The organism is Pseudomonas sp. BJP69 (assembly GCF_007633355.1).
GTDB classification, from domain to species: Bacteria; Pseudomonadota; Gammaproteobacteria; order Pseudomonadales; family Pseudomonadaceae; genus Aquipseudomonas; species Aquipseudomonas juntendi.
The window spans coordinates 3942391-3954367 of the sequence record NZ_CP041933.1 but is presented as its reverse complement, the minus strand read 5'-3'; the positions used below and the strand labels follow the sequence as shown (position 1 = coordinate 3954367).

Annotated in this window: 10 protein-coding genes; 9 read left to right on the top strand and 1 reads right to left on the bottom strand. The window is 64.1% G+C overall.

Annotation, left to right across the window (positions count from 1 at the left end; translation table 11 throughout):
- Positions 1–36 precede the first annotated feature (36 nt).
- Positions 37–915: a LysR family transcriptional regulator gene (locus tag FPB55_RS18400; protein ID WP_125855449.1), complete on the bottom strand. Its 879-nt coding sequence runs from the start codon at positions 913–915 to the stop codon at positions 37–39.
- Positions 916–1046: 131 nt separating this feature from the next.
- On the opposite strand from FPB55_RS18400, the gene leuC reads away from it, so the two are divergent.
- From leuC to FPB55_RS18355, 9 genes are all read left to right on the top strand, one after another.
- Complete coding sequence (gene leuC, locus FPB55_RS18395) at positions 1047–2480, top strand: 3-isopropylmalate dehydratase large subunit (protein WP_009681665.1); 1434 nt, start codon at positions 1047–1049, stop codon at positions 2478–2480.
- Positions 2477–3121 (top strand): 3-isopropylmalate dehydratase small subunit, encoded by a 645-nt coding sequence (leuD, locus tag FPB55_RS18390; RefSeq protein WP_009681664.1) that lies wholly within the window; start codon positions 2477–2479, stop codon positions 3119–3121. The genes leuC and leuD overlap by 4 nt, the downstream gene beginning before the upstream one ends.
- A gap of 65 nt (positions 3122–3186) precedes the next feature.
- Positions 3187–3951, top strand: coding sequence for a class I SAM-dependent methyltransferase (locus FPB55_RS18385; protein ID WP_009681663.1), 765 nt, complete (start codon positions 3187–3189; stop codon positions 3949–3951).
- Between the two features lie 54 nt (positions 3952–4005).
- A complete protein-coding gene (gene leuB / locus FPB55_RS18380) occupies positions 4006–5088 on the top strand; it encodes a 3-isopropylmalate dehydrogenase (RefSeq protein ID WP_009681662.1) in 1083 nt (360 codons plus the stop codon).
- Positions 5089–5151: 63 nt separating this feature from the next.
- Positions 5152–6264, top strand: coding sequence for an aspartate-semialdehyde dehydrogenase (gene asd / locus FPB55_RS18375; RefSeq protein ID WP_029887368.1), 1113 nt, complete (start codon positions 5152–5154; stop codon positions 6262–6264).
- 207 nt (positions 6265–6471) lie between these two features.
- Positions 6472–7476 (top strand): aspartate-semialdehyde dehydrogenase, encoded by a 1005-nt coding sequence (locus tag FPB55_RS18370; RefSeq protein WP_009681660.1) that lies wholly within the window; start codon positions 6472–6474, stop codon positions 7474–7476.
- A 71-nt stretch (positions 7477–7547) separates the two neighbouring features.
- Positions 7548–10322 carry a FimV/HubP family polar landmark protein gene (locus FPB55_RS18365; protein WP_144188984.1) on the top strand — a complete coding sequence of 925 codons (2775 nt, stop codon included), beginning with the start codon at positions 7548–7550 and terminating at the stop codon, positions 10320–10322.
- A 109-nt stretch (positions 10323–10431) separates the two neighbouring features.
- A complete protein-coding gene (truA, locus tag FPB55_RS18360; RefSeq protein WP_197879652.1) occupies positions 10432–11286 on the top strand; it encodes a tRNA pseudouridine(38-40) synthase TruA in 855 nt (284 codons plus the stop codon).
- A 61-nt stretch (positions 11287–11347) separates the two neighbouring features.
- Positions 11348–11968, top strand: a complete 621-nt coding sequence (locus tag FPB55_RS18355) for a phosphoribosylanthranilate isomerase (RefSeq protein WP_029887583.1) — start codon at positions 11348–11350, stop codon at positions 11966–11968.
- The last annotated feature ends 9 nt before the right edge of the window (positions 11969–11977 follow it).

Below are 11977 nucleotides of genomic sequence, written 5' to 3'. Positions count from 1 at the left end.
CGTCCTTGGAGTTGGAAATGCCGGGCTGACGGCCGGTCAGGCGGACCCCGCGTGGCTGTCGAGCAACGCCATGAACGCCCTGGCCGCGTTCGACAGCGTACGCTCCGTGTGCAAAATGTAGCCTAGCTGGCGCGACAGCTGTATGCCGGGCAAGGCGATGGGTGCAACCTGTTCATCGAGCATGGTGCGCGGCAGCACGCTCCAGGCCAGGCCGATCGATACCATCATCTTGATGGTTTCCAGGTAGTTGGTGCTCATGGCGATGTTCGGCGTCAGGCCCTGGCTTTCGAACAGGCGCTGGACGATATGGTGGGTAAACGTGTTGCCACCGGGGAACACCGCCGGGTGGCGGGCGACATCGGCCAGGCTCACTGCCTGGTTGTTGGCCAGCGGGTGCTCGGGCGCCGCGACGAAATCCAGGGCGTCGTCCCATACTGGTACCGCCTTGACCAGGTGGTGCGGTTCGGGCGCCAGGGTGATCACGGCAATTTCGGCGCGGCCATGCAGAATCTCGTCGTAGGCCTGTTCTGAATCCATGAACTGAATATCCAGTGCTACCGCTGGGTATTCGCGGGTGAACGCCCGTAAAAGCGGGGGCAGGCGGTGCAGACCGATATGGTGGCTGGTGGCCAGGGTCAGCCGACCACTCACTGCCCCGTTCAGGTTGGTCAGCGCCCGTCGGGTATCATCAAGGACGTTGAGGATCTGGTAAGCGCGGGGCAGCAGTGCCCGCCCGGCCTCGGTCAACGTCACTTCGCGCCCCAAACGGTCGAACAGGCGTACGTCCAGCTGCTGCTCCAGGCCCGCGATGCGCTTGCTGATGGCGGGCTGGGTCAGGAACAGGCGCTCCGCTGCCCCGGAAAAGCTGCCGCTTTCCGCAATGGCGATAAAGGCACTAAGGTTGGCCAGGTCCATGGTTTGGTATTCCTTTTGGCTATCCAAAGCATAAAAATTATGAATTTGAGTTATTCAATCTAACCCCATAGCATCGTCCATACAAGCCAAGGGGTTTTTGGCACAGAAAGACGCTGATGAGGAACAGTCTGATGGCTGGCAAAACGCTCTACGACAAACTCTGGGAAGCCCATGAGGTCAAGCGCCGTGATGACGGCTCGTCCCTGATCTACATCGATCGCCACATCATCCACGAAGTGACATCGCCCCAGGCCTTCGAAGGCCTGCGCCTGGCCAACCGCAAACCGTGGCGCATCGACGCCAACATCGCGACGCCGGATCACAACGTGCCAACCACGCCAGAGCGCAAGGGCGGCATCGAGGCCATCGTCGACCAGGTGTCGCGCCTGCAGGTGCAGACCCTCGACGAGAACTGCGACGAATACGGCATCGTCGAATTCAAGATGAACGACGAGCGCCAGGGCATCGTCCACGTCATCAGCCCGGAGCAAGGCGCCACCTTGCCGGGCATGACCGTGGTCTGCGGCGACTCGCACACCTCGACCCACGGCGCGTTCGGGGCCCTTGCCCACGGTATCGGCACCTCCGAGGTCGAGCACGTGCTCGCCACCCAGTGCCTGGTCGCCAAGAAAATGAAGAACATGCTGGTCCGGGTGGAAGGCGAGCTGCCGGCCGGCGTCACCGCCAAGGACATCGTCCTGGCCGTGATCGGCAAGATCGGCACCGCCGGTGGCAACGGCCACGCCATGGAATTCGCCGGCAGCGCCATTCGTGCGCTGTCGATGGAAGGCCGCATGACCATCTGCAACATGTCCATCGAAGCCGGTGCCCGCGTGGGCCTGGTGGCCACCGACGCCACTACCGTTGCCTACGTCGAAGGGCGCCCCTACGCGCCGAAGGGCGAGCAGTGGAAGCAGGCGGTCGAGGCGTGGAAAGACCTGGTGTCGGATGACGATGCGGTGTTCGACACCGTGGTCGAGCTGGATGCCAGCCAGATCAAGCCGCAGGTCAGCTGGGGCACTTCGCCCGAGATGGTCCTGGCCGTCGACCAGCGCGTACCGGACCCGGCCGCCGAAGCCGACCTGGTCAAGCGTGGCTCGATCGAGCGTGCCTTGAAGTACATGGGGCTGACGGCCAACCAGGCCATCACCGACATCAAGCTGGACCGCGTATTCATCGGCTCGTGCACCAACTCGCGCATCGAAGACCTGCGCGCGGCGGCGGAAATCGCCAAGGGCCGCAAGGTGGCCGCCAGCGTCAAGCAAGCCATCGTCGTGCCGGGTTCGGGCCTGGTCAAAGCGCAGGCCGAACGTGAAGGCCTGGACAAGATCTTCCTCGAAGCCGGTTTCGAATGGCGTGAACCAGGCTGCTCGATGTGCCTGGCGATGAACCCGGACCGCCTGGAGAGCGGCGAGCATTGCGCGTCCACCTCCAACCGCAACTTCGAAGGCCGTCAGGGTGCCGGTGGGCGTACCCACCTGGTCAGCCCGGCCATGGCCGCCGCTGCCGCGGTAGCCGGTCATTTCATCGATGTTCGCGAGTTGATCCAAGGGAGCGCAGCATGAAAGCCTTTACCCAGCACACTGGCCTCGTCGCGCCGTTGGACCGTGCCAACGTCGACACCGACCAGATCATCCCCAAGCAGTTCCTCAAGTCGATCAAGCGCACCGGCTTTGGTCCGAACCTGTTCGACGAGTGGCGTTACCTGGACGTGGGCCAGCCTTACCAGGACAACAGCAAGCGCCCGGTCAACCAGGAGTTCGTGCTCAACTACCCACGCTACCAGGGTGCCAGTGTGTTGCTGGCGCGGGAAAACTTCGGTTGCGGCTCCAGCCGCGAGCACGCCCCCTGGGCGCTGGACGAGTATGGCTTCCGCAGCATCATTGCGCCGAGCTTCGCTGACATCTTCTTCAACAACAGCTTCAAGAACGGCTTGCTGCCAATCATCCTCAGCGATGAGGAAGTGGACGAGTTGTTCAAGCAGGTGGAAGCCAACCCGGGCTACCAGCTGACCATCGACTTGCAGGCCCAGGCGGTGACCCGCCCAGACGGCAAGGTGCTGCACTTCGAGATCGATGCCTTCCGCAAGCACTGCCTGCTCAACGGCCTGGACGATATCGGCCTGACCCTGCAGGACAGCGATGCGATCAAGGCCTTCGAGGGCAAGCACCGTGCTGCGCAGCCTTGGCTGTTCCGGGATGCCTGAATGATGTAGCCGGGTTCGCTGGCCTCATCGCCGGCAAGCCAACCCAGAACCAAAAGGATCGAGACATGACCAGCAGCCAACACACCGACGTGGTCCAACGCCAGTTCGGCGAACAAGCCAGTGCCTACCTCAGCAGCGCCGTACACGCCCAGGGCAGTGAATTTGCCTTGCTCCAGGCCGAACTGGCAGGGCAGGGCGCCGCCCGTGTGCTGGACCTGGGCTGCGGTGCCGGGCATGTCAGCTTCCACGTTGCGCCGCTGGTCGCCGAAGTGGTCGCCTACGACCTGTCGCAGGCCATGCTCGATGTGGTCGCCAGCGCCGCTGCCGAGCGCGGCCTGGGCAATATCATCACCGAACGCGGCGCGGCCGAACGCCTGCCGTTCGCCGATGCATCGTTCGATTTCGTTTTCAGCCGCTACTCGGCCCACCACTGGAGCGACCTGGGCCTGGCCTTGCGCGAAGTGCGCCGGGTGCTCAAGCCAGGCGGCGTGGCGGCGTTCATCGATGTGATGTCACCGGGCAGCCCGCTGCTCGACACCTACCTGCAAACGGTCGAAGTGCTGCGCGACACCAGCCACGTGCGCGATTATTCCGCCGCCGAATGGCAGCGCCAGGTTAGCGAAGCCGGTTTGCACGTGCGCAGCCACACCCGCCAGCCGCTGCGCCTGGAGTTTTCCAGCTGGGTCGAGCGCATGCGTACCCCCGAGCCGATGCGCGTGGCTATCCGCCAATTGCAGCAAGCCATGGGCGAAGAAGTACGGCAGTATTATCAGATCGACAGCGATGGCTCGTTCAGCAGCGATGTACTGGTGCTGTGGGCAGAGCGATAAGTTTTTTTCGGTGGGGCCCGCTTGGCCACGCCGTGTGAATGGATAGAGGAAAGCATGAGCAAGCAGATTCTGATTCTCCCAGGTGACGGTATCGGGCCGGAAATCATGGCCGAAGCGGTCAAGGTGCTGGAGCTGGCCAACGACAAGTTCCAGCTCGGTTTCAGCCTGGCCCACGATGTGATCGGTGGCGCTGCCATCGACAAGCACGGCGTGCCCCTGGCCGACGAAACCCTGGAGCGTGCGCGCAAGGCCGACGCGGTCTTGCTGGGCGCGGTGGGCGGGCCGAAGTGGGACAAGATCGAGCGTGATATCCGCCCGGAGCGCGGCCTGCTGAAAATCCGTTCGCAACTGGGCCTGTTCGCCAACCTGCGCCCGGCCATCCTCTACCCGCAACTGGCCGACGCGTCTTCGCTCAAGCCCGAGATCGTTTCCGGCCTGGACATTCTCATCGTTCGTGAGCTGACCGGCGGTATCTACTTCGGTGCCCCACGCGGCCAGCGTGAACTGGAAGGTGGCGAGCGCCAGGCCTACGACACCCTGCCGTACAGCGAAAGCGAAGTGCGCCGCATTGCCCGTGTCGGTTTCGACATGGCCCGCGTGCGCGGCAAGAAACTGTGCTCGGTGGACAAGGCCAACGTGCTCGCTTCCAGCCAGCTGTGGCGCGAAGTGGTCGAAGACGTGGCCAAGGACTACCCGGATGTGGAACTGAGCCACATGTACGTGGACAACGCCGCCATGCAACTGGTGCGCGCCCCCAAGCAGTTCGACGTGATGGTGACCGACAACATGTTTGGTGACATTCTGTCGGACGAAGCTTCCATGCTGACCGGGTCCATCGGCATGCTGCCTTCGGCCTCGCTGGATGCCGACAACAAGGGCATGTACGAGCCTTGCCACGGCTCGGCCCCGGACATCGCCGGCCTGGGTATCGCCAACCCACTGGCGACCATTCTGTCGGTGTCGATGATGCTGCGTTACAGCTTCAATCAGTCGGCCGCCGCCGAGGCGATCGAGAAGGCCGTGAGCCTGGTTCTGGACCAGGGGCTGCGCACGGGCGACATCTTCTCGGAAGGCTGCACCAAAGTTGGTACGCAGGAAATGGGCGACGCAGTAGTCGCAGCCCTGCGGAATCTGTAATCTCTCTGGCCCGCCACCCCACATTCCTGGTGGCGGCCCACTTTTAGCAAAGGTGTAGTTGCGATGAAACGTGTAGGTCTGATCGGTTGGCGCGGTATGGTCGGTTCCGTGCTCATGCAGCGGATGCTGGAGGAGCAGGACTTCGACCTTATCGAGCCGGTGTTCTTCACCACCTCCAACGTGGGTGGCCAAGGCCCGAACGTGGGCAAGGATACAGCGCCGCTCAAGGACGCTTATTCGATTGAAGAACTCAAGACCCTCGACGTTATCCTGACCTGCCAGGGCGGCGACTACACCAACGAGGTCTTCCCCAAGCTGCGTGAAGCCGGCTGGCAGGGTTACTGGATCGACGCCGCCTCGTCCCTGCGCATGCAGGACGACGCGGTCATCATCCTCGACCCGGTCAACCGCAAGGTCATCGACCAGCAGCTGGACGCCGGTACCAAGAACTACATCGGCGGCAACTGCACTGTCAGCCTGATGCTGATGGGCCTGGGTGGCCTGTTCGAAGCTGGCCTGGTCGAGTGGATGAGCGCCATGACCTACCAGGCAGCCTCGGGCGCTGGCGCACAGAACATGCGTGAGCTGATCAAGCAGATGGGTGCTACCCACGCGGCCGTCGCCGACGACCTGGCCAACCCGGCCAGCGCCATTCTCGACATCGACCGCAAGGTCGCCGAGGCCATGCGCAGCGAAGCGTTCCCGACCGAGAACTTCGGCGTACCGCTGGCTGGCAGCCTGATCCCGTGGATCGACAAGGAACTGCCGAACGGCCAAAGCCGTGAAGAGTGGAAGGCCCAGGCCGAGACCAACAAGATCCTCGGCCGCTTCAAGAGCCCGATCCCGGTCGATGGTATCTGCGTGCGCATCGGCGCCATGCGTTGCCACAGCCAGGCGTTGACCATCAAGCTGAACAAGGATGTGCCGATTGCCGATATCGAAGGCATGATCAGCCAGCACAACCCTTGGGTGAAACTGGTGCCTAACCAGCGTGAAATCAGCATGCAGGAGTTGTCGCCGACCAAGGTCACCGGCACCCTGAACATTCCGGTTGGCCGCCTGCGCAAGCTGAACATGGGCTCGCAGTACCTGGGCGCTTTCACCGTGGGTGACCAGCTGCTGTGGGGCGCTGCCGAGCCGCTGCGCCGCATGCTGCGGATTCTGCTGGAGCGTTGATCGTTCTGGTTCGTCCGAAAACCCGTGCTGGCAACAGCACGGGTTTTTTGTTTGGCGCCAGCTGCTGCAGCCTCCGCGAACCACCGCTGGCCCCGCCAAGCAGTCTGCTACCGCAGCTGGCCCAACCAAGCTGAAGCCGTCACAGACAAAACCCTGCAATCCGAGTAAAGTGCCGCCCCCGCCGTTTTCTGCAAGAGGATCCCTACCATGACACACCCATTGGACATCGCCGTCGTCGGCGCCACCGGCAGCGTCGGTGAAGCCTTGGTACAGATCCTCGAAGAACTGGATTTCCCCGTGGCAACCCTGCACCTGCTGGCCAGCATGGAGTCGGCCGGCAGCAGCGTGATGTTCGCCGGGAAGAAACTGAAGGTTCGCGAAGTCGACAGCTTCGACTTCGGCCAGGTCAAGCTGGCGTTCTTCGCCACTGGCGCTGCGGTTAGCCGCAGCTTTGCCGGCAAGGCGCTGCAAGCCGGTTGCACGGTGATCGACCTGTCCGGTGACCTGGACGAGGCCCTGGCGCTGGTGCCCGAGGCCAACGCCGAGCGCATCGCCGGCCTGGCGCTGCCCGCGCGAATTGTCAGCCCGTGCTCGGCCGCTGTCGCCTTGGCCGTCGCCCTGGCGCCGCTCAAGGGCCTGCTGGAGATCGAGCGTATCCAGGTGATGGCCGCACTGGCCGTTTCGGCACAAGGCCGCGAGGGTGTCAGCGAACTGGCCAGGCAAACTGCCGAACTGCTCAATGCCCGGCCGCTGGAGCCACGCTTCTTCGACCGCCAGGTAGCGTTCAACCTGTTGGCCCAGGTCGGTGCCGCCGACGATCAGGGCCATACCGCGTTGGAGCGCCGCCTGGTCACTGAGCTGCGTGTGCTGCTGGGCCTGCCTGAGCTGAAGATTTCCGTGAGCTGCATTCAAGTACCGGTGTTTTTCGGCGATAGCTTCAGTGTGGCCGTGCAAAGCCGTCACCCAGTCGATCTGGCCGCGGTCAACCAGGCCCTGGAGGCTGCCGACAGTATCGAACGGGTGGAAAATGATAACTATCCAACCCCGGTTGGTGACGCAGTCGGGCAAGACGTGGTCTATGTTGGTCGTGTACGGCACGGTATTGATGAACAGCAGCAGCTCAACCTCTGGCTGACCACCGACAACGTGCGCAAAGGTGCCGCGCTCAACGCTGTGCAAGTGGCGCAATTGTTGATTAAACACAGGCTGTAAAAGATACTGGCGAGCACTTTTGTCCTGCTCCGCATGCAGGTTTCGGGACGATTCATACAAGGGAAGAGGTCATGCTTCGAATTCGCAAACTGGTTCTGGCCATGGCTGCAGCTTCAGCGCTGTCGTCTGGCATGGCGAATGCGCTGGGCCTGGGGGAGCTGACCCTGAAGTCGGCACAGAATCAGCCGCTGGACGCCGAGATCGAATTGCTCGACGTGCGCGACCTCAAGGCCGCCGAAGTGGCACCCAGCCTGGCGCCTGCGCAAGAGTTCAGCAAGGCCGGGGTGCCATTCGCGGCCTACCTCGAAGACCTCACCTTCACGCCGGTCATCAACCCCAACGGCAAAAGCGTGCTGCGGGTGACCTCCAGCCAGCCGCTGCCTGGGCCAGTGGTCAAGTTCCTGGTCCAGGTGATGTGGCCGCAGGGCCGCCTGCTGCGTGACTACAGCGTGTTGCTCGACCAGGCCCAGGCCCAGGGCGACAAACCGGCTGCTGGCAATCTCAACCCGGCCAGTACCGCTGCCAGCAGCTACACCACCCAGCGTCGCGACACGTTGTGGCAAATTGCCGCGCGCAACACCCAGGGCGGTTCGATCCAGCAGACCATGATCGCCATCCAGGCCCTGAACCCGGATGCCTTCATCGGCAATAACATCAACCAGCTGAAGGTTGGCCAGGTGCTGCGCCTGCCCGACCAGCAGCAGGTTCAGAGCATCGCCCAGGCCGAGGCCAACCGTGAGGTGGCCGAGCAGTACGCGGCCTGGCGTGAGGGCCGTCGGTTGGGTCCGCGGGCCCGTCAGCTGGACGCCACTCGCCGTGGTGCCGCCGACGCCGCCCCGGCGCGTGTTGCCCAGGGCGACAACCTGCGCCTGGTCAGCCCGGGCAACCAGGCGGGGGCCGACCAGGCCAAAGCGCTAAGCGACAAGCTGGCGGTGGCGCAGGAAAGTCTCGATACCAGCCGCCGCGACAACGACGAACTCAAGAGCCGCATGAGTGACCTGCAGAGCCAGCTGGACAAGCTGCAGCGTCTGATCGACCTGAAAAACGACCAGTTGGCGCGTCTTCAGGCGCAGGGTGCCGCCACGCCGTCCCCGGCAGGCGTCGCCCCGGCGCCCGCACCGCAAGCCGCGTCAGCGCCTGCGGCAGGTGCCGAGGCGAGCGGCGAGCCAGCCCCCACCCAGGCTGCACCTGCCAGCAAGCCGGCGGCAGAGCCTGCCCCGGCGCCGGCCAGCCAGGCGAACGGCGCGTTCGAGCAGATTCTCGGTAACCCTTGGCTGCTGTGGCTGATCGCCGGGTCTGCCATTCTTGTCCTGGCTCTGCTGTTGTGGTTGCTAGCGCGCAAGCGCAAGGCTCAACAAGAGGCGGAAAAGCACCTGCGCATGGCGCGGGCGCTGGAAGAAGAGCAGGGCACCGGTTTCGATACCGACACCGAAAGCTTCGACGGCGTCGAAGTGGCCGAGCCGAGCGTCACCTTGTCGCCTGCAGTGGTCGCCGCATCGGCCGCCGCTGCCGTGGCTGCGGAAAAAGTGGCCGAACCGGCTGCCGCAGAGCCATCGGCAGACCCTCACGCCGTGCTGCTGGCGGAGGTCGACCAGTGCCTGGACGAGGGGCGCCTGAACCGTGCCGCCGATCTGCTGGAGCCTGCCGTGGCCGCTGCCCCGGCCCGTGATGACCTGCGCCTGAAGCTGATGGACGTGTATGCGCGCCAGGGTGATCAGACGGCCTTCGCCGAACAGGAGCGCCAGCTGCAAGCCGGCGAGCACAATGGCGCCGCTGTGGCCGAGTTGAAAGAACGCTACCCAGCCATGCTGGGCCTGGCAGCTGCCGGCCTGGGCGCGGCAGCTTTGGCTGCCGAAATGGACGAGCAGTACGTGCAGGAGTTGTTGCACGACGACGCCGCGGCGCCGGTGGTTGCCGATGGGGTGCCTGAGCAGGTGCCAGCGCTTGAACCGCAGGCAGTGGCTGAGCCGGAGGTTGGCGCTGAACCTGATGCCGGGCTGGACCCTCTCGATGAGGTGCCTATCCTGGACGTCGCCGGCCTGGAGGATCAGGGGCTGGGCGAGCCGGACCTGGACCATGCCTTTGACCTTGACCTTGGCCTTGGGGAAGACCTGCCCGAGGACGATCCGCTGGCCGCGGCGATGCTCGACGAGCCCGCGGCGCAGGCGCCAGTGCCTGATGAGCTGGTGATCGCCGAACCGGTGCTGGACGAGCCGGTGCAGCCAGGTGCGCCGCCAGAAGAACAGCCGTTCGCCCTGGATGAGGACCTGCAAGCCGACGCCGATGCGGATTTCGAAGCCATGCTGGCCCAGGCCGAGCCGCAACCCGCGGTCGACCTGTCGGATTTCGACCTCGATGTCACCGAACCCGTCACCCCCGCTGCTGCGCCAGCAGCCGACACCGCCGCGGGCGATGTGGCTGCCGAGCTGGCGGCCTTCGACAGCGTGCCAGAGTTCGATCCGGTCTCCGAGTTCGATCTGCCCTCGGACTTCGACTTGTCACTGTCGCTGGAAGACGACTCGCCGGCAGACAAAAGCTTTGCCTCGGAACTCGATGACGTGAACGCCGAGCTGGACAAGCTGTCGCAGAGCCTGGAGGCGCCCTCGCTGGAACCGCACTTCACCAGCGAAGATGCAGCCGCGCAGCCAGAGCCGGAGCCGCTGGACGATCTCGACTTCGACTTCTTCTCCGGCAGTGATGAAGTGGCCACCAAGCTGGACCTGGCTCGCGCCTATATCGACATGGGCGACAGCCAGGGCGCACGCGATATCCTCGACGAGGTGGTCAAGGACGGCGACGACACTCAGCGCCAGGAAGCCAAGGACATGCTGTCCCGGTTGGTCTGACGCCGGCGAGGCAGCCATCGGTTACAGTGGACAAGCAACGGCAGCCCTACGCGGCTGCCGTTGTCGTTATAATCCCCGCCATTTCGTACACCCCACAGGTTTCATGCTCTTGGACATCATCGACACCGCCGCCACCGAATCTGCGGCCGAAGGCTACTCCCGCATCGCCCTGGGTGTGGAATACAAGGGCGCACGCTACCGCGGCTGGCAGCGCCAGGCCAGCGGCGTGCCCAGTGTCCAGCAAGCCTTGGAGCAAGCGCTGTCCAAGGTCGCCAACGAGCCGATCGCCGTGGTTTGCGCCGGCCGCACCGATGCCGGTGTTCATGGCTGTGGGCAGGTTGTGCATTTCGACACCCGTGCCGTGCGCGACGAACGTGCCTGGACCATGGGCACCAACTTCAACCTGCCGCACGACATCAGTGTGGTCTGGTCGCAGCCGATGCCGGCTGATTTCCATGCTCGCTTCAAGGCATGCGCCCGGCGCTACCGCTATGTCATCTACAACGACCCGATCCGCCCGGCGCACCTGGCCGAGGAGGTGACCTGGAACCACCGCCCGCTCGACGTCGAGCGAATGGCCCAGGCGGCACAGTCGCTGCTCGGCACGCACGATTTCAGCGCCTTCCGCGCCAGCCAGTGCCAGGCCAAGTCGCCGATCAAGCATATCTACCACCTGCGGGTTACCCGCCATGGCCAGATGATCGTGCTGGACGTGCGCGCCACCGCCTTCCTGCACCACATGGTGCGCAACATTGCCGGCGTGTTGATGGCCATCGGTAGCGGCGAACGCCCGGTGAGCTGGGCGCGTGAGGTGCTGGAAGGGCGTGACCGCCGCGAAGGCGGGGTAACCGCCCATCCCTATGGGCTGTACCTGGTGCAGGTGGAGTACCCCGACACATTCACCCTGCCCAGGCGTTACATTGGCCCACACTTTTTAAGCGGTTATGAAGGGTTGGCGGACTGACGGGCGAAAAGCCATTTGCTAACATCCGGCCTTTGACCGTTATCATCAGGGTTCGCGTTTCATGAGCTATGTTCGCAGCAAGATCTGCGGGATTACCCGCATCGAAGACGCGTTGGCTGCTGTCGAGGCCGGGGCCGATGCCATCGGTTTCGTCTTTTATGCCAAAAGCCCACGCGCAGTGGACGTGCGCCAGGCGCGGGCAATCATTGCTGAACTGCCGCCGTTCGTGACCACGGTGGGGCTGTTCGTCAATGCCTCGCGGTGCGAATTGAACGAGATCCTCGAAGTGGTTCCACTGGACCTGCTACAGTTCCACGGCGATGAAGCCCCGGAGGACTGCGAGGGCTACCACCGCCCCTGGATCAAAGCCCTGCGGGTGCGCCCGGGCGATGACCTCGAGGCAGCCTGCCAGCGCTATGCAGGCGCTCGCGGCATTCTGCTCGATACCTATGTGGCGGGTGTGCCTGGGGGAACCGGCGAGGCGTTCGACTGGTCCCTGGTACCGGCGCGGCTGAGCAAACCGATCATTCTTGCCGGTGGGCTTTCGGCGGCCAACGTCGGCCAGGCCATCGCCCAGGTACGGCCCTATGCGGTGGATGTCAGCGGTGGGGTGGAGCAGGCCAAGGGCATCAAGGACGCCGCGAAGATCGAAGCCTTCATGCAGGCGGTGAGGCAGGCGTGATGGCAGATG

Coding starts and splice junctions, on each gene's coding strand:
- FPB55_RS18400 (WP_125855449.1), bottom strand. CDS start 915: ATGGACCTGGCCAACCTTAGTGCCTTTATCGCCATTGCGGAAAGCGGC.
- FPB55_RS18370 (WP_009681660.1), top strand. CDS start 6,472: ATGACACACCCATTGGACATCGCCGTCGTCGGCGCCACCGGCAGCGTC.
- FPB55_RS18385 (WP_009681663.1), top strand. CDS start 3,187: ATGACCAGCAGCCAACACACCGACGTGGTCCAACGCCAGTTCGGCGAA.
- FPB55_RS18365 (WP_144188984.1), top strand. CDS start 7,548: ATGCTTCGAATTCGCAAACTGGTTCTGGCCATGGCTGCAGCTTCAGCG.
- asd (WP_029887368.1), top strand. CDS start 5,152: ATGAAACGTGTAGGTCTGATCGGTTGGCGCGGTATGGTCGGTTCCGTG.
- leuD (WP_009681664.1), top strand. CDS start 2,477: ATGAAAGCCTTTACCCAGCACACTGGCCTCGTCGCGCCGTTGGACCGT.
- leuC (WP_009681665.1), top strand. CDS start 1,047: ATGGCTGGCAAAACGCTCTACGACAAACTCTGGGAAGCCCATGAGGTC.
- FPB55_RS18355 (WP_029887583.1), top strand. CDS start 11,348: ATGAGCTATGTTCGCAGCAAGATCTGCGGGATTACCCGCATCGAAGAC.
- leuB (WP_009681662.1), top strand. CDS start 4,006: ATGAGCAAGCAGATTCTGATTCTCCCAGGTGACGGTATCGGGCCGGAA.